Source organism: Paenibacillus radicis (ex Gao et al. 2016) (genome assembly GCF_014641555.1).
GTDB classification, from domain to species: domain Bacteria; phylum Bacillota; class Bacilli; order Paenibacillales; family Paenibacillaceae; genus Pristimantibacillus; species Pristimantibacillus radicis.
This window is the reverse complement of sequence record NZ_BMHY01000006.1, coordinates 82,061-99,277: the sequence shown is the minus strand read 5'-3', so window position 1 is coordinate 99,277 and position 17,217 is coordinate 82,061. Positions and strand designations below refer to the sequence as shown.

General features: G+C 51.9%; 13 protein-coding genes. 12 read left to right on the top strand and 1 reads right to left on the bottom strand.

The window, feature by feature from the left end; genetic code table 11:
* Window positions 1–89 precede the first annotated feature (89 nt).
* The 9 genes from IEX98_RS16775 (at window position 90) to ppk1 (ending at window position 11,775) form a co-directional block, all read left to right on the top strand.
* The gene (locus IEX98_RS16775) at window positions 90–3,785 is read left to right on the top strand and encodes a DNA polymerase III subunit alpha (protein WP_188890368.1); all 3,696 of its coding nucleotides are present in this window, start codon (window positions 90–92) and stop codon (window positions 3,783–3,785) included.
* A gap of 205 nt (window positions 3,786–3,990) precedes the next feature.
* Window positions 3,991–4,485, top strand: coding sequence for a phosphatidylglycerophosphatase A family protein (locus IEX98_RS16770; protein WP_188890540.1), 495 nt, complete (start codon window positions 3,991–3,993; stop codon window positions 4,483–4,485).
* A gap of 98 nt (window positions 4,486–4,583) precedes the next feature.
* Window positions 4,584–4,772, top strand: a complete 189-nt coding sequence (locus IEX98_RS16765; RefSeq protein ID WP_042164979.1) for a hypothetical protein — start codon at window positions 4,584–4,586, stop codon at window positions 4,770–4,772.
* Between the two features lie 42 nt (window positions 4,773–4,814).
* The gene (gene accD / locus IEX98_RS16760; protein ID WP_188890367.1) at window positions 4,815–5,705 is read left to right on the top strand and encodes an acetyl-CoA carboxylase, carboxyltransferase subunit beta; all 891 of its coding nucleotides are present in this window, start codon (window positions 4,815–4,817) and stop codon (window positions 5,703–5,705) included.
* Window positions 5,695–6,768, top strand: a complete 1,074-nt coding sequence (locus IEX98_RS16755; protein WP_188890366.1) for an acetyl-CoA carboxylase carboxyltransferase subunit alpha — start codon at window positions 5,695–5,697, stop codon at window positions 6,766–6,768. Before accD ends, IEX98_RS16755 begins: the two co-directional genes overlap by 11 nt.
* Window positions 6,769–6,869: 101 nt before the next feature.
* Complete coding sequence (pyk, locus tag IEX98_RS16750; protein WP_188890365.1) at window positions 6,870–8,624, top strand: pyruvate kinase; 1,755 nt, start codon at window positions 6,870–6,872, stop codon at window positions 8,622–8,624.
* A 117-nt stretch (window positions 8,625–8,741) separates the two neighbouring features.
* Complete coding sequence (locus IEX98_RS16745; RefSeq protein WP_188890364.1) at window positions 8,742–9,227, top strand: acyl-CoA thioesterase; 486 nt, start codon at window positions 8,742–8,744, stop codon at window positions 9,225–9,227.
* 4 nt (window positions 9,228–9,231) lie between these two features.
* Entirely contained in the window at window positions 9,232–9,627 is a 396-nt protein-coding gene (locus IEX98_RS16740; protein WP_188890363.1) for an FxsA family protein, read from the top strand.
* 84 nt (window positions 9,628–9,711) lie between these two features.
* On the top strand, window positions 9,712–11,775 hold the full coding sequence (gene ppk1 / locus IEX98_RS16735) for a polyphosphate kinase 1 (RefSeq protein WP_188890362.1): 2,064 nt from the start codon (window positions 9,712–9,714) through the stop codon (window positions 11,773–11,775).
* On the opposite strand, the gene IEX98_RS16730 is transcribed toward ppk1, so the two are convergent.
* Complete coding sequence (locus IEX98_RS16730) at window positions 11,766–13,301, bottom strand: Ppx/GppA phosphatase family protein (RefSeq protein WP_188890361.1); 1,536 nt, start codon at window positions 13,299–13,301, stop codon at window positions 11,766–11,768. The two genes, ppk1 and IEX98_RS16730, sit on opposite strands and share 10 nt — an antisense overlap.
* 297 nt (window positions 13,302–13,598) lie before the next feature.
* On the opposite strand from IEX98_RS16730, the gene citZ reads away from it, so the two are divergent.
* The 3 genes from citZ (at window position 13,599) to mdh (ending at window position 17,115) form a co-directional block, all read left to right on the top strand.
* Window positions 13,599–14,711 (top strand): citrate synthase, encoded by a 1,113-nt coding sequence (gene citZ / locus IEX98_RS16725; protein WP_188890360.1) that lies wholly within the window; start codon window positions 13,599–13,601, stop codon window positions 14,709–14,711.
* Window positions 14,712–14,837: 126 nt separating this feature from the next.
* Window positions 14,838–16,133 carry an NADP-dependent isocitrate dehydrogenase gene (icd, locus tag IEX98_RS16720; protein ID WP_188890359.1) on the top strand — a complete coding sequence of 432 codons (1,296 nt, stop codon included), beginning with the start codon at window positions 14,838–14,840 and terminating at the stop codon, window positions 16,131–16,133.
* 40 nt (window positions 16,134–16,173) lie between these two features.
* Entirely contained in the window at window positions 16,174–17,115 is a 942-nt protein-coding gene (gene mdh, locus IEX98_RS16715) for a malate dehydrogenase (RefSeq protein WP_188890358.1), read from the top strand.
* Window positions 17,116–17,217 lie beyond the last annotated feature (102 nt).

Below are 17,217 nucleotides of genomic sequence, written 5' to 3'. Positions count from 1 at the left end.
CCGGCCCTTTATCCCATTCTATGGGCGGTGCTGCGGGTATTATGATAAAATAGAAGAATAGAATAGTGAACGGTAAGGGAGGGTTCGGGATGAACGGTAACGAAAGCAGTCAAAACTCATCATTTGTGCACTTGCATGTCCATAGCGAATACAGCTTGCTCGACGGTGCCGCCCGTATCCGCGATTTGGCTGCCAATGCGGCCAGCCTAGGTATGAAGGCGCTTGCGCTGACGGATCACGGAGTGATGTACGGGGCTATCCCCTTTTATCGGGCATGCGTGGAGCGGGGAATCAAGCCGATTATCGGCTGTGAAATGTACTTTACTGCGGGCTCGCGCAGGGAAAAAGGAACCCGTAAGGAAAATCCGATTTATCACTTAATTTTGCTGGCCCGGAACGAGACTGGTTATAAAAACCTGATGAAGCTTTGCTCCATCGGTCATCTGGAAGGTTTTCACTACAAGCCGCGCATCGATCTGGAGACGCTTGCCGCCCATTCGGAGGGGCTAATATGCCTCAGCTCCTGTCTACACGGCGAAATCTCGCAGCATTTGCTGCATGACCGGACGGATGAGGCGCGCGCAGCGGCTCTTCGGTACAAAGCTATATTTGGCGACGATTTCTATCTGGAACTGCAGGATCATGGCATGCTGGAGCAGAAAAAAGTTGCAATGGCGATGATCGAGCTTGCGCGGGATACCGGCATTAAGCTGGCAGCAACCAATGATGTCCATTATTTGACACAAGCAGATGCTGAAGTGCAGGATGTGCTGCTCTGCATCGGAACGGGCAAAACGGTTGAGGATACGGACCGTATGCGGATGGGGACCAATCAGCTTTATATGAAAAGCGGGGAAGAGATGGAGCTCTTATTCCGTCATGTGCCGGAGGCGATTGCCAATACGGCGGAAATCGCCGATAAATGCGGCTTTGAGCTGACGTTTGGCCGTGCAGAGCTGCCGGTGTTCCGGCCGGTGCCGGATGGCATGTCTTCGGCCGATTATTTAGCGAAGCTTTGCTGGGACGGCCTTCACGCCAGATATGCGAGTATTGCGGAGTGGACAGACGGCTCGGACGCCCGCAAACAGGCAGAGGAACGATTAGCCTACGAGCTATCTGTCATCGATAAAATGGGCTTCAACGATTATTTTCTGATCGTATGGGATTTCATCCGTTTTGCCCATGAGCAGGGCATCCGAACTGGCCCGGGCAGGGGCTCGTCGGCGGGCAGCCTCGTTGCGTATACGCTGCGTATTACCGACGTTGATCCGCTGAAGTACAAGCTGTTGTTCGAGCGTTTTCTCAATCCGGAGCGGATTACGATGCCCGATATCGATATCGACTTTAACGACGAGCGGCGGGACGAGGTCATCGCTTATGTCGCTGCCAAATATGGCGACGATCATGTTGCGCAGATCATTACGTTCGGGACGATGGCCGCAAAAGCTGCGGTTCGCGACGTCGGCCGCGCAATGAACGTGCCGTTTGCCGAGGTGGATCGCGCTGCCAAGCTAATACCGAATCAGCTTGGCATTACGCTGGAGGAGGCGCTGCGGCAAAGCGACGGATTGCGCGAAGCTTGCGAGCGTCAGCCGAAGACGGATGCAATGCTGAAGATGGCGCTGAAGGTGGAAGGAATGCCGCGGCATGCTTCCACGCATGCGGCCGGCGTTATTTTGGCCGGGGGGCCGTTGACCGATTATGTGCCTCTCCAGTCAGGCGGCGAGAATTCCGTGTTGACGCAATATTCGATGGAGCATCTGGAGGCGATTGGCCTTCTGAAAATGGATTTTCTCGGGCTGCGTACGCTTTCGATTTTGGAGCGGGCGCTCGGCTGGGTCAAGCAGCAATACGGCATAAATATCGATTTCCGCCATATTCGGGACGACGACCCGGCGACTTATGAGATGCTGGGGCGCGGCGAGACGATGGGCATTTTTCAATTAGAGTCCACTGGCGTTCGCCGGGTGCTGCGGGAGATGAAGCCTTCCGGATTCGAGGATATCGTCTCGGTGCTAGCGCTGTATCGGCCGGGCCCGATGGAATTTATTCCGAAATATATTCAAGGCAAGCATGGCACGGTAGAAGTGGAGTATCCGCATCCTTCGTTGGAGCCGATATTGGCTGATACTTACGGCATTATCGTCTATCAGGAGCAAATTATGCAGATCGCCTCGGCGATGGCAGGCTTCTCGCTCGGCGAAGCCGATTTACTGCGCCGTGCCGTGTCGAAGAAGAAACGCGAGGTGCTGGACGAGCAGCGTGCTCACTTCGTTCAAGGCAGTCTCGGGCAGGGCTATTCCGAGGATGATGCGAACCTGGTCTACGATATGATCGTCCGTTTTGCCGACTATGGCTTTCCGCGTGCCCATGCGGCCGCATATGGCGTTCTGGCCTTCCAGACAGCATGGCTGAAAGCGAATTATCCGGTTCCGTTTATTGCAGCAATGCTGGCTTCGGTAACGGGTAATCAGCGTAAAACCGCAGAGTATGTGGATGAATGCCGGCGGATGGGCATTGAGGTGCTTCCGCCTAACGTCAATGAAAGCGGCGTTACCTTTACGCCTGTAGAGGGAGCGGTCCGGTTCGGACTGGCAGCCGTGAAGAATGTCGGTACGCAAGCGATCGAAGCACTGGAGCGGGAACGTGCCGACCGGCCGTTCGAAAGCTTGCTAGACCTTTGCCGCCGCGTCGATTTGCGCGTCGTCAACAAACGGGTGCTGGAATCGCTCATACAAGCCGGGGCATTGGATTCGGTGCCGGGTCACCGCGCGCAGCAGCTCGCTGTGCTTGAAGAGACGGTAGAGGCGGCATTGAAATGGCGCAAGGAACGGGAAGAGCTGCAAATCGAGATGTTCGGATTCGATGAAGTGCAGAACTGGGATGTCGAGATGCCGGATATCCGCCCTTATACTGCAGGGGAACAGCTGGAGCTGGAACGCGAGCTTCTGGGGCTGTATTTGTCTGGCCATCCACTCGATGCCGTTCAGGAACAGCTTGAACCGCTAGGACTGGAGCGAATGGTAGATTTGACCGAAGCAGCGGAGGGAGCATCCGTAATCGTAGGGGCCCGAATCGTTTCGCTGAAGCCGTTCATGAACAAGAAAGGCAATGCAATGGGCTTTCTGGAGCTGGAGGACCGCATATTGCGGGTCGAGGCTGTCGTTTTTCCCGCCGTATGGAAGCGGTGCTCCGATCGGTTGGAAAAAGGCGGGCTCGCTATCGTTTCGGCGACCGTACAGCATCAGGAGGATGAAGTGAAGCTCATCGTTGAGGATGTCCTTCCGCTAGAGAGGGTGGGCGACCAAGCGCAAAGCATGGCCGATCAAGTGCGCGCGATGCGCCGTCAAGCGGCGTCCCGCGCATCCCGGATGGCGGCTGGAGCAGGCCGGACACCTGCTGCCCAGACTGCATCGGCACAGCAGGCGCGGCAAACGACTGCTCAGACTGCCCCGGTGCAACTGGCATCCAAGCAGTCGGCAGCACGAGCTGCGACTCCGGTTCGGGAGCGGCCGGCTCAGCCAGTAAGCGCCGCAGCGGAGCCGCGCAAGCGGCAGCAGCAGCGCGTCTATATTAAAATCAGCGCAGCCAGCGAACAGACAGAAGCGCTCGACAAGCTGCAGAGCTTGCTTGGGGGCCATGCTGGTCCGCTGGACACGGTGCTTTTTTACGAGCGGAGCCAGAAGTCGATTGCATTAAGCGACAGCTACCGGGTGAAGCCGTCCCCGCAGTTGTTTACAGCCATTGAACAGCTGCTTGGGCCGGGCTCGGTGGCGGTCAAATAGGATGCCGCTCGTCCGAAAAATTTTCCCCTATCGGCAATTGCCATGCACAACCGGCCGGCCTTCCGCATACATTTAGAGATACAAGCGGCAATAAGGGCGAATGCAGCGCCAGGCGCCGAATCCGGTGTTTGGAACGCTGGCCCTTTTTGCCCGCAGCTTGCGTCGCGTCATGACGTACAAGCATTTGCGGAAGGGATGGATGGATATGACATCCGGAATTGAGAATTGGCTATTGAAGCGCGGAGTAAGCGTGGACGACATTGCGGAAATCGTATATACACTGCAGCGCCCCTATAATCCGGATTTGAACATCGCGGAATGCGAGGAAAGCGTTCGGGCCGTACTGGGCAAGCGGGAAGTGCAGTATGTGCTGTTTACAGGCATTGCGCTAGATGAGCTTGCCGAGCGGCGATTGCTGCCCGAGCCGCTGCAGGCGATTATGGAAACCGATGAGTCATTATACGGCGTTGATGAGACGCTGGCGCTCGGAATTACGAACGTTTATGGCATGATTGGCTTGACGAGTTTCGGATATTTGGATAAAGTAAAGCCCGGTATTATTCGCCAGCTCAACTTGAAAGGCGAGAAAATTCATGTCTTTCTTGATGATCTTGTGGCCGGACTTGCAGCCGCTGCATCGGCGAGAATTGCCCATCAGGACCCGAAGGCGCACCGATATGATTTGCCGGATTCCCCATGACTATGGTATCATTATGACATCATATGGCCTGTTGCCGACACTTGCAGGTTGGAACGACATCTGAAAGGTCGGCGCAACGTTTTTCAGGGGGTACCATAATGTGGACGGTCATTTACATCGCACCCACCGCAAAAATCGCGGATAACATCAAGAAGCGGCTTACGGAAGAAGGATTTCTCGTAAAGGTCCGTCCTGTTAATCTGTCTAAACAGCAATATGAGATTTTGGTCCCGTCAGGCGAGCTGGAGGAAGTGCAGGAAGTTTTTAATTCCATCATCCAGCCGTAATGGACAACCATATACTATTGCGCCTTGAGAGGTGTCACTACTGTGCAAATTAAGGACTTATTTTCGAAAAAGAAATACGCAACCATTCCTTCGGGATCGGCCTCGGCGATTGAACGCCCGAAGCGGGACATCCCAGAAGGCCTAATGAATAAGTGCTCCAAATGCGGCAATATTCAGTACAGCAAAGAATTGGATAAAAACTTAAAAGTATGCTCGTCATGCGGGCATCATTACCGTCTGAGCGCTTGGGAACGGATCGGGATGACGCTTGATGACGGGCGTTTGTATGAATACGATACTGATATGGTATCGGTCGATCCGATTGGATTTCCGGGTTATGCCGGCAAGCTTAAGCAGCAATATGAGAAAAATCCGAATTTAAATGAAGCCGTTGTCACGGGCGAAGGCACAATCGGCGGATTTCCGATCGTGGTCTGCGTCATGAGCTTCGACTTTTTCAGCGGCAGCATGGGCTCGGTCGTCGGGGAAAAAATTACCCGTGCGATCGAGACTGCGCATGCCAAGAAGCTTCCGCTGCTCATTTTCTCCACGTCGGGCGGGGCACGTATGCAGGAGAGTATTCTCAGCCTGATGCAAATGGCCAAAACGAGCGCTGCGCTCTCCAAGTTCCAAGGTGCTGGCGGACTCTATATCTCGGTGTTTACCGATCCGACAATGGGCGGGGTATCGGCTAGTTTTGCGAGCCTTGGCGATTACAATTTGGCCGAGCCTGGAGCGCTTGTCGGCTTTGCGGGCCGAATCGTTATTGAACAGACGATTCGCCAGAAGCTGCCTGACAACTTCCAAACGGCTGAATTCAATATGCAGCATGGCCAGCTCGATATGGTTGTGCACCGCAAGGATATGAAGCAAACGTTAACGAAGCTGCTTGATATGCATATCGTAAGGGAGGACTTGTCACATGCCGAGTGAACAAAAGCTTCCGTTCGAGAAGCCGCTCAGTGATTTGCGGGACAAGATTGCGACGCTGAAGAAGCTTGCCGAGAACAATGGTATGGACTTCACGGAAGAAATCTTGCGGCTGGAAGAGAAATGCAAGCAGATGGAAGAAGAGCTGTACAGCGAGATGACGGCCGCGCAAAAAATGCATGTTGCCCGTCATCAACAGCGTCCAACCTCGCTTGACTTCATTCAGGCGATATTTACGGACTTCATGGAGCTGCACGGCGACCGGCTGTTTGCAGACGATCTGGCGATTGTCGGCGGCTTGGCTAAGTTTAACGGCTTGCCAGTTACGGTTGTCGGCCATCAACGCGGCAAGGATACGCGCGATAATATCGCCCGTTTCTTCGGCAGTCCCCATCCGGAAGGCTTCCGCAAGGCGCTTCGCCTTATGCAGCAAGCGAATAAATTCAATCGCCCGATTATTACCTTTATTGATACGAAAGGCGCTTATCCAGGCAATACTGCTGAGGAGCGCGGCCAATCCGAAGCGATTGCGCGTAACTTAAGGGAAATGGCGGGCTTCGGCGTGCCGATTATTTGTGTTGTAATCGGCGAAGGCGGAAGCGGCGGCGCGCTGGCGCTTGGCGTCGGCAATCGGGTAATCATGTTAGAGAACGCAATTTACTCCGCAATCTCGCCAAACGGCGCCGCATCGATCCTTTGGAAGGATGCTTCCAAAGCGGACGTGGCAGCTGAGGCGATGAAGATTACGGCTAAAGATTTGCTGCAATTCGAGATTATTGAGGATATCGTAGCGGAACCGCAGGGCGGAGCCCACCGGGATCTGGCGTTTACGGCTGATCAATTGAAGGAGAAGCTTTGGCATCATCTGCAAGAGCTGCTTCAATTGACGCCGGAGGAGCTGATTGAGGACCGTTACCAGAAATTCCGCAAAATCGGTGAATTCCGCATCGCTGAACCGGCTGAGCAAGCGCCGGCAGCGGCCGAGCTTCAGCAGGAAAATGCTCCGTCTGCAGAAGGCGAAGAGGAGCCAGCTTCCGGTATTGAAGCGGAATCGGCGCAAGTATAAAGGTTACGGGCGGCATTTACAGCATTTTCACTGTACAAGCCGCCCGTAATAATGTAATTTTATTAATGACCAGTAGGCCCTTAAACGGAGGAAACTTAACAATGCGCAAAACTAAAATCGTATGTACTATCGGACCATCCAGCGAATCGCTGGAAAACACGAAAAAGCTGATTAATGCCGGCATGAACGTAGCCCGCCTTAACTTTTCTCACGGCGATTTCGAAGAGCACGGCAACCGTATCAAAAACATTCGCCTTGCGAATCAAGAACTCGGTACTTCGGTAGCGGTACTTCTTGATACGAAAGGACCAGAAATTCGTCTCGGCAAGCTGAAAGAAGAGCCGATTGAACTCGTTCAAGGCGACACGATCGCACTGACGACGGAAGAAATTCTGGGAGACCGTACGCGTATCCCGGTTACTTATGACAATTTGCCGAATGACGTAACGATCGGTTCGACGATTCTGATCGATGACGGCCTGATCGGCTTGACCGTTGAAGAAGTGAAAGGCACGGAAATCATCTGCCGCATCGTTAACAACGGCCCGATTAAAAGTAAAAAAGGCGTTAACGTTCCAGGCGTGAACATCTCGCTGCCAGGTATTACGGAGAAGGATGCGAATGACATCATCTTCGGTATCGGACAAGGTGTCGACTTCATCGCCGCTTCATTCGTCCGCAAAGCAAGCGACGTATTGGAAATTCGCGAGCTGCTTGAGCGTCACAATGCAAGCCACATTCAAATTATTTCGAAAATCGAGAACCAACAAGGTGTGGACAACCTCGACGAAATTCTTGAAGTGTCCGACGGTCTGATGGTTGCCCGTGGTGACCTTGGCGTAGAAATTCCAGCTGAGGAAGTACCTTTGGTACAAAAATCGATGATTGCAAAATGTAATCGTGCTGGCAAGCCGGTTATTACTGCAACGCAAATGCTGGATTCGATGCAGCGCAACCCGCGTCCTACTCGCGCTGAAGCGAGTGACGTAGCGAATGCTATCTTTGACGGCACGGATGCGATCATGCTCTCCGGCGAGACAGCTGCTGGTAAATATCCGACAGAATCGGTTCAAACGATGGCTCGTATTGCAGAGCGCGCAGAAGCGGCTCTTGAATATCGTGAAATCTTCAAAAAACAAGCAAACGCGCAACAGACGACGGTTACGGAAGCGATCAGCCAAGCGGTTGCCAATTCCGCACTTGATCTGAACGCGAAAGCAATTGTAACGTCGACGCAAAGCGGCTTTACAGCTCGTATGGTATCGAAATACCGTCCGAAATCGCCAATCATCGCCGTTACTAACGATGAGAAAGTAATGAAGAGACTGGCTCTGATCTGGGGCGTTACACCAGTTCTCGGCGAAAACGCACAAACAACAGACGAAATGGTTGAAATCGCAGTAGCAGGCGCACAAAGCACGGGTCTGATTGCCCTTGGCGATACGATTGTCATTACGGCAGGCGTTCCAGTTGGCCGCGCAGGCACTACGAACTTGATCAAAGTTCATCATATCGGCGAATTGCTCGCACAAGGACAAGGCATCGGCAGCCAAACGGCTACGGGCAAAGTTGTTGTCGCACGCACACCAGAGGAAGCAAATGCTAAGGTAGCAAAAGGCGACATTCTCGTAACCGTATCGACGGACCGCGAATTTATGCCTGCTTTTGAAAAAGCGGCTGCTGTTATTACGGAGCAAGGCGGCATTACAAGCCATGCAGCGGTATGCGGCATCAACCTCGGCATTCCTGTTATTCTCGGAATCGCAGGCGCAACTGAGCTGCTTCAAGACGGAATGGAAGTTACGCTCTATGGCGAAACTGGCGTTATCTACTCCGGACAATCTAAAGTCATGTAATTCCATAGCCTCTACAATTGTAGAGAATACCAGAAGCGAGGGTGCGATAAGCACCGTCGCTTTTGTTCAAAATAAGGCTGCGGAGCGGCTCTGTCAGAAAGGAAGGATATCGAAATAATGGCGGACAAGCAATGGTTCGTTCATCCGCTTCGGGTCCGGTATCAGGAAACCGATCAGATGGGCGTCGTTTTTCACGGCAATTATGTTACCTGGTTTGAAATCGGCCGAACGGAGCTGATTCGCGCGGCTGGCTATGACTATAAAGCGATTGAGCAGCAAGGTCTGCTGCTTCCTGTCGTAGATCTCCAATGCCGATATGAGCAGCCGGCGCGTTACGATGATCAAGTACTGGTGTGTACGAGGGTTGCTGATTTTTCCCCTGTCAGGCTTGCTTTCGAATCGCAGGTGCGCCGGGTGGATACGGAACAGTGGCACGCGGGAAGCTATGGATCAGAGGAAGAGCTCCCCGGCGAGCGGCTCGTAAGCGGGGGAACCCGGCATGTCTGGGTCAATGAAAGCTGGCGGCCGACCCGCCTCGATAAAGCGTTGCCGGAGCTATATGAATTGCTGCGCGCTTGGCCGCGAGAGCAAGGGGAGGGCTAATAAGTTGGCGAAATGGATCATTATTGCGGCCGTTATTCTTATTCCTGCGTTGGAGTTTTGGGGCATAGTGCAGGTTGGCAACCAAATCGGCGGTTGGAACACTTTTTTTCTCATTTTGCTGATCAGCTTGCTTGGCGCTTATCTGGCTCAGATGGAAGGACGCAAAGTATGGTTTGAAGCACAGCGTCTTATGCAGGAAGGGCAAATACCAGGTCTGATGCTGCTTGACGGATTATGTGTATTAGCTGGCGGACTGCTGCTGTTTATCCCCGGCTTCTTTAGCGACATCATTGGCATCACGCTTCTTCTTCCGCTGACAAGGCCTTGGTACCGGAGGCTGCTGCTTGGCTGGCTGGAGAAAAGAATGAGAAATGGTAATTTCACGATAGGCAGATGGTAGGATTTACTTCATATTTACAATTCATTAACATACCTATAATAGTCATCCTTCATAATAGGGGCATAACAGGGGAGGCGTCTGTTCATGAATAAACAATTGTCCCACTATGTCAACAGGGATTTAAGTTGGATGGAGTTCAATCGAAGAGTGCTGCAGGAAGCACAGGATGTCAATAATCCGCTGCTAGAGCGGGTTAAGTTTCTGGCAATCGTATCCAGCAATTTGGATGAATTTATGAGCGTGCGGGTAGCAGGCATTCAAGACCAGATACGCGCCGGCTATACGCGGACAGACTTTACCGGCTATACGCCTGCAGGTCTATGGAAACGGTTGATTAAGCGCTCGACCCAGATGGTGCATGACCAGTATAAAACCTACCGGGAAGTATTCCGTGCGCTGGGCCGCGAAGGCATTTCCCTCCGTTCAATCGATGAGTTGACCATCTCGCAAAATAAAGCGGTATCCGAATATTTTCATGAAATTGTGTTCCCAGTGCTTACCCCGATGGCGGTTGATCAGAGCAGGCCGTTTCCGCTGCTACATACGAAAGAGTTATATTTATCGGTACTGCTCAGTAAAACTAACGAACCAGAAGACGAAGAACCACTCTTCGCCATCGTTCAAGTGCCTTCCATTTTACCGCGCTTTGTACCTCTGCCAGGCCGAATGAACAGCAAAAAAACGGAATTCGTGCTGCTTGAGGATATTATTGAGCAATACATCGATACGATGTTCAACGGCTATACGCCGATAGCTGTCCATCCATTCCGTTTGACGCGCAACGCTGACCTCTCACTAAATGAGGATGATGCAGAGGATCTGCTCGCGGAAATTGAGAAAGAACTGCGCCGGAGACGATGGGGCATACCGGTTCGTCTAGAAGTTGACAAGGGCATGCATCCGTATGCGCTTGAACTGCTGAAGGAAGAATTGGAGATCGAGGATAATTTAATCGAGATTGATGGTCCGCTTGATCTGAGCTTTTTGATGAAATTCTCGTTGTCGATTCCAGGGCATGACAATTTGCGCTATGAGCGTCTGGATCCGGTCTATCCTCAAGAGTTTGAGGAGACGGACGATATGTTCGAGGTTGTCAGGCAGCGGGATGTTCTCATGTATCACCCGTATGAGTCTTTTGAAGCCGTTAACGATTTCGTGCTGCAAGCAGCCTATGACGATGATGTATTGGCGATCAAAATGACGCTTTATCGCGTCAGCGGTCATTCTGCGCTCGTTCAAGCGTTGGCTAAAGCCGCGGAGTCGGGCAAGCAAGTTACCGTCGTGGTCGAGCTGAAGGCGAGATTCGACGAGGAACGCAATATCGCATGGGCGAGACAGCTTGAAAAAGCAGGATGCCATGTCGTCTACGGACTTGTGGGCTTAAAGACGCATGCCAAAATCATGCTGGTCGTTCGCCGTGAACAAGGAACGCTGCGCCGCTATGTACATGTCGGCACCGGCAATTACAATGATAGTACCGCAATGTTGTATACCGATATCGGATTGTTTACTTCACATCCAATAATCGGCGGTGATGCTTCTGCCTTATTCAATGAGGTGACGGGCTACTCCTCGCCTTATGATTGGAAAGCGTTTGGCGTGGCACCAAGTGATTTGAAAGAAAAGCTGTTCAGGCTCATCGATCGTGAGCGGGATAATGCTCTCGCAGGAAAACCGGCCCGGATTATAGCCAAAATGAATTCGCTCTCCAACCAGGAGATGATTGATAAGCTCTATGAAGCTTCTGCGGCAGGTGTTGCTATTGTATTGATCGTAAGGGGTGTATGCTGCTTGCGGCCAGGAGTGCCTGGACGGAGCGAAAACATCAGAGTGATCAGTATCGTTGACCGTTTTCTGGAGCATGCGAGAGTGATGTATTTCAATAACGGCGGGGATGAGGAAGTTTATCTGTCGAGTGCAGATTGGATGACGCGCAATTTGACGCGGAGAATCGAGCTGATGTGCCCGGTGTTTGATCCTGAGCTTCGGAAGACGCTTATTAATATGCTGCAGCTCAACTTGAATGACAATGTCAAAGCAAGAGAGCTGCAGCCTAACGGTTCGTATGCGCATGTCGTGAATGAGCTGCTGCCGTTCCGCAGCCAATTTGCCGCTCGCGCTATCCCGCAATGGAAAAGTTATGTGTAATCCGTCTCATCCAATAACGGGGCAGTGCCCCATAATTTTTTGAAGTCGGACGATAGTTCTTCGACTTCCTGTCTTTCCAGCGTAAGCGATCCGCTAAAACGCACCGGCCGCAGAAGCAGCTGGCCGCCGGCAGCATGTTCGACTTCCAGCCTGCCGATAGCCTGCGTTTCACTGCGGTCGAGCGCAGCAGCCAGCTGAAGCAGCGTTCCGAGCTTGTAGACCGTATCGAAGTCGGTTTCATTCAGCAGTTCTTTATAATCATTGAGCTGCTGGCGAACGCGGTTCTTGCTTTTATAAGAGGCAATGGCGCCAATCATCAATATTTCGCGGTGTGACAACCCGTTGAGATGTGAATTGACGATTAGATAAAACGTATGCTTGGCGTATTCATAGTAATCGATCGAGCCGCCGATCCGGAACAGGCTTGAGGCTGCGTCCAGCAAAATGCGCTCGCGATTGGCAAGCAGATGGGACGGATGCAGTTCATCAAATAGCTGTAGAGCGAGTCGATTGACCTGCATGACATGCTGCTGCGGCACCGCCGGATGAAGGGCGCTTAAGTTTTGTATACTGAAAGCCAGCGGATTCTGATGTTTGGGGCGTCCGGGAAAACGGGTATCATGAAACAGGCCGTCACGCAGTCCAGAACCGCAAATCCGGTAATGCGAAGCTTTTATCGTCCTGTACAGAAGCCGCATGACAGCGAGCCCGGGCACGATGACATCGGCCCGATCCTTGGACAAGCCCGGAAATTTGCGGCGCTTATCCAGCGGGGTGCGGTACAGTTCATTGAAGAGATTGTCTACGGCCAAGCCGGTCATCGGATAGTTATGGGTTTGCGTAAATGGATATTTGACAGCCGCTTGATGAACTTTGCCGAGTGCGCGGGCCGTTCCTCCTACGCCAATTAACGGCAGAGAAGGATACTTCGTGAGCCAGGGCACAGCTGCGACAGCTTCTGCGACATAACGCTCCAGAGCCTGCAAGCCTTCGTCGGTCAGCATGCCGCCTTTAGCTGCAAACCGCCGGTGAAGATTGACGCAGCCAAACGGGAAAGAAAATGATTGAACGAGTTCCCGGCCCTGAAACAGCGATACTTCGGTGCTTCCGCCGCCGATGTCGACCAGAAAGCCGTCTTGCACGTCCATCGCGTTAATCATGCCAAGAAAGCCGTAAGTCGCTTCGTCTACGCCTGACAGCAGTTCAATGGCGATGCCGCTTTCCGACTGAATGGCTGCAAGCACTTCATCCCGATTCGCAGCATTGCGAATGGCAGCCGTCGCAACGGCTCTAATATGGCCAACCCGATTATGCGCGCAAATCAGGCGGAAATGGTTCAAGGTGCCAAGCAGTTCGCGCAATGCTTCTTGCGTTAAGTTGCCATTGTCATCGATGCGCTCGCTAAGGCGAGCCGGCCGTTTGCTGCCGTCGATGACTCTATGCGCTCCGCTTGCCGTCCGCTCGTAAATGACGAGCCGGACTGAGTTGGAGCCTATGTCGATGATGCCGATCCGTTGTTCCGTCATGTTAGATCCTCCGCCGTTGTGAAAGTAGAGTTCGTCATTTGATTTATTCATTCTAACACAATTGGCAGGGGCGGGCGATGAAAGGATCTTAATGATTAATTCGGCATGGAATAGGGTAAAATGCAGCAGAGTGTGCATGTCGTGTATAAGTGATAAAAAATCATTTATGGCGTCGATAAAGCAATTTTATGTGCGGATTTGTTCACTTCATACGCGAAATCATTTATGATTAATAGCGTGAAGACTTACTCGAATCCTAACATTTCGGTTATATTTCCAGTTAAAGGAGAGAAAACGATGACAGCCACTAAAGGTCTTGAAGGCATTGTCGCCGCTTCGTCGTCCATCAGCTCCATAATTGATGGCGTACTGACATATCGCGGTATTAATATCGATGATCTTGCAGAACATGCAACTTTTGAAGAGGTAGCTTATCTGCTGTGGTATGGCAAGCTTCCTAACCGTGCGGAGCTGGATGAGCTGCAAGCGAAGCTGGATGAGCACGCCGCTATCCCAGCGCAAGTCATTCAACAAATCAAATTGTATCCGCAAAATTCCAACTCGATGGCTGCTCTTCGTACAGCTGTATCGAGCCTGGGACTATACGATCCAACCGCGAACGACATGTCGCCGGAAGCTAATCAGCTGAAAGCAATTAAGCTTCAAGCGCAGCTCCCGACTGTTATCGCGGCTTTCGCGCGCATTCGTGAAGGAAAGGAACCTGTTGCTCCGAAGAAAGGCGTATCGATCGCTTACAACTTCTTGTATATGCTGACAGGCAACGAGCCGGAGGAAGTTGCGGTTAAAGCGCTGGATCAAGCACTTGTACTGCATGCTGATCACGAGTTGAACGCTTCTACGTTTGCAGGCCGCGTAACGGTAGCTACGCTTTCCGACATTTACTCGGGCGTAACTTCCGCAATCGGCGCTTTGAAAGGTCCGCTTCACGGCGGTGCGAACGAGGCCGTTATGGTGATGCTTGAAGAAATCGGCTCCATCGGCAACGTTGAAAGCTATATCAACAATGCACTTGCCAACAAGCAAAAAATTATGGGCTTTGGGCACCGCGTCTACAAAGACGGGGACCCTCGCGCGAAGCATCTGCAGCATATGTCCCGTGAGCTCGGCAAATTGACGGGCAACATGGAGCTGTACGATATGTCGATCAAAATCGAAGAATTGGTTACCGGCCAAAAAGGCTTGAAGCCAAATGTCGATTTCTACTCGGCTTCCGTGTACACGAATTTGAACATTCCTCGTGATTTGTTCACCCCAATCTTTGCAATCAGCCGCGTTTCGGGCTGGAGCGCACATATCTTGGAGCAATACCAAGACAACCGTCTTATCCGTCCGCGTGCCGACTATGTCGGTCCGGTCAACGCCAAGTACATTCCGATCGAACAGCGTTAATTTTTATTCCGTGCGGGCCATTGCGCCCAAGAGAGCAGGGAACGGACAGGCGTTCGTTCTCCTTTTCCGCGGTCTTCGGGCCGCAGCCAGCTTTTCATACCAAACATTCTAGGAGGAATACTAATCATGGCACAATTCGAAAAATACGCACTTCCTACTGAAGGCGACCAAATTACGATTGACAACGGCTTGCTGCAAGTACCTAACAACCCAATTATCCCTTTCATCGAAGGCGACGGCACAGGCCGCGACATCTGGCGCGCATCCAAACGCGTTCTTGACGCAGCAGTTGACAAAGCATATGGCGGCAGCAAAAAAATCGCTTGGTACGAAGTTTTTGCAGGCGAAAAAGCATTCAACGAATATGGCGAGTGGCTGCCAGCTGATACGCTGACTGCAATCCGCGAATACATCGTTGCAATCAAAGGTCCTTTGACTACGCCAATCGGCGGCGGCATCCGTTCCCTGAACGTTGCGCTTCGTCAAGAGCTTGATCTGTACGTTTGCCTGCGTCCTGTGCGTTACTTCGACGGCGTACCTTCCCCGGTTAAACGTCCTGAGCTCGTAGACATGGTTATCTTCCGTGAGAACACAGAGGATATCTATGCGGGTATCGAGTACCAAGAAGGTTCTGCAGAAGTGAAGAAAGTAATCGAGTTCCTGCAAAACGAAATGGGCGTTAACAAAATCCGTTTCCCTGAAACTTCCGGTATCGGCATCAAGCCAGTATCCGCAGAAGGTTCGAAACGTCTGGCTCGCGCTGCGATCGAGTATGCGATCAAGCACGGCAAAAAAACAGTTACACTCGTACACAAAGGCAACATCATGAAATTTACAGAAGGCGCGTTCAAAAACTGGGGCTACGAAGTGGCTGAGCAAGAGTTTGCTGAACAAACTTTCACTTGGGGTCAATATGACCGCATTAAAGAAGCAGAAGGCACTGATGCAGCAAACAAAGCACAAGCTGATGCTGAAGCAGCTGGCAAAATCGTCGTAAAAGACGCAATTGCTGATATCGCTTTGCAACAAGTTCTGACTCGTCCAACTGACTTTGACGTTATCGCTACGCTGAACCTGAACGGCGACTACCTGTCCGACGCTCTGGCAGCTCAAGTAGGCGGCATCGGCATCGCTCCTGGCGCAAACATCAACTACCTGACTGGCCACGCGATCTTCGAAGCGACTCACGGCACAGCTCCTAAATATGCAGACAAAGACGTTGTAAACCCTGGATCGGTTATCCTCTCCGGCGTTATGATGCTTGAGCACCTGGGCTGGCAAGAAGCGGCTGACCTGATCTACAAAGGTATGGAAGCTTCCATCAACAACAAAACCGTTACTTATGACTTTGCACGTCTGATGGAAGGCGCAACCGAAGTGAAATGCTCCGCGTTCGCTGACGAAGTTATTAAAAACATGTAGTTTCTGACTTTTGACATCTACAGAGGAGGTTATATCTGAAATGGCTATCAAACGAAGAAAAATTACGGTCGTGGGCGCAGGCTTCACTGGTGCGACTACAGCTTTAATGGCTGCGCAAAAAGAGCTGGGCGACGTGGTTCTCGTTGACATTCCGCAGCTGGAGAACCCTACAAAGGGTAAAGCTCTCGACATGCTGGAATCTACGCCGGTTCAAGGTATTGACTCCAACATCATTGGCACGTCCAATTATGAAGATACAAAAGATTCCGATATCGTCATTATTACGGCAGGGATTGCCCGCAAGCCTGGCATGAGCCGAGACGATCTTGTGAATACAAATGCGGGTATCGTGAAATCGGTCTGCGAGAACGTAAAAGCAACCAGCCCAAATGCTTACGTTATTATTCTAAGCAACCCGGTTGATGCGATGACCTATGTCGCCTACCAAACGCTTGGTTTTCCAAAAAACCGCGTTATTGGCCAGTCAGGCGTACTGGATACGGCACGCTATTGCACCTTTATCGCGCAAGAGCTTAACGTATCCGTCGAAGACGTTCGCGGCTTCGTGCTTGGCGGCCATGGCGATGATATGGTTCCGCTCGTTCGCTATTCCAACGTGGGCGGCATTCCAATCGAGAAGCTTATACCGGCTGACCGGATTGAAGCCATCGTGCAGCGTGCACGCGTAGGCGGCGGCGAAATTGTTAGCCTGCTAGGCAACGGCAGTGCTTATTACGCGCCTGCAGCATCGCTCGTTCAAATGACGGAAGCGATACTGAAGGACAAGAAACGGATTCTTCCGGTTATCGCTTTGCTGGAAGGCGAATACGGCTATGATGATTTGTTCATGGGCGTGCCTACCATAATCGGCGGCGACGGCATCGAGAAAGTAATCGAACTGGAGCTGACAGCAGACGAGAAAGCGGCGCTTGATAAATCCGCCGCGTCCGTTCGCAGTGTCATCGAAGTCGTAACAGCTTAATCGACGAATTAGCCTGCGAGTCTTATAAAGCAAGTTCGGGAGGACCCTGACAGTTAACTGCAGGGTCCTCTTTTACTATTTAGATAAACAAACGGAGGGATG

Bases quoted from the DNA above. Each gene is read 5' to 3' on its own strand.
- pyk (WP_188890365.1), top strand. From the start codon at position 6,870: ATGCGCAAAACTAAAATCGTATGTACTATCGGACCATCCAGCGAATCG.
- IEX98_RS16775 (WP_188890368.1), top strand. From the start codon at position 90: ATGAACGGTAACGAAAGCAGTCAAAACTCATCATTTGTGCACTTGCAT.
- citZ (WP_188890360.1), top strand. From the start codon at position 13,599: ATGACAGCCACTAAAGGTCTTGAAGGCATTGTCGCCGCTTCGTCGTCC.
- IEX98_RS16755 (WP_188890366.1), top strand. From the start codon at position 5,695: ATGCCGAGTGAACAAAAGCTTCCGTTCGAGAAGCCGCTCAGTGATTTG.
- IEX98_RS16765 (WP_042164979.1), top strand. From the start codon at position 4,584: ATGTGGACGGTCATTTACATCGCACCCACCGCAAAAATCGCGGATAAC.
- mdh (WP_188890358.1), top strand. From the start codon at position 16,174: ATGGCTATCAAACGAAGAAAAATTACGGTCGTGGGCGCAGGCTTCACT.
- IEX98_RS16770 (WP_188890540.1), top strand. From the start codon at position 3,991: ATGACATCCGGAATTGAGAATTGGCTATTGAAGCGCGGAGTAAGCGTG.
- IEX98_RS16730 (WP_188890361.1), bottom strand. From the start codon at position 13,301: ATGACGGAACAACGGATCGGCATCATCGACATAGGCTCCAACTCAGTC.
- IEX98_RS16745 (WP_188890364.1), top strand. From the start codon at position 8,742: ATGGCGGACAAGCAATGGTTCGTTCATCCGCTTCGGGTCCGGTATCAG.
- icd (WP_188890359.1), top strand. From the start codon at position 14,838: ATGGCACAATTCGAAAAATACGCACTTCCTACTGAAGGCGACCAAATT.
- ppk1 (WP_188890362.1), top strand. From the start codon at position 9,712: ATGAATAAACAATTGTCCCACTATGTCAACAGGGATTTAAGTTGGATG.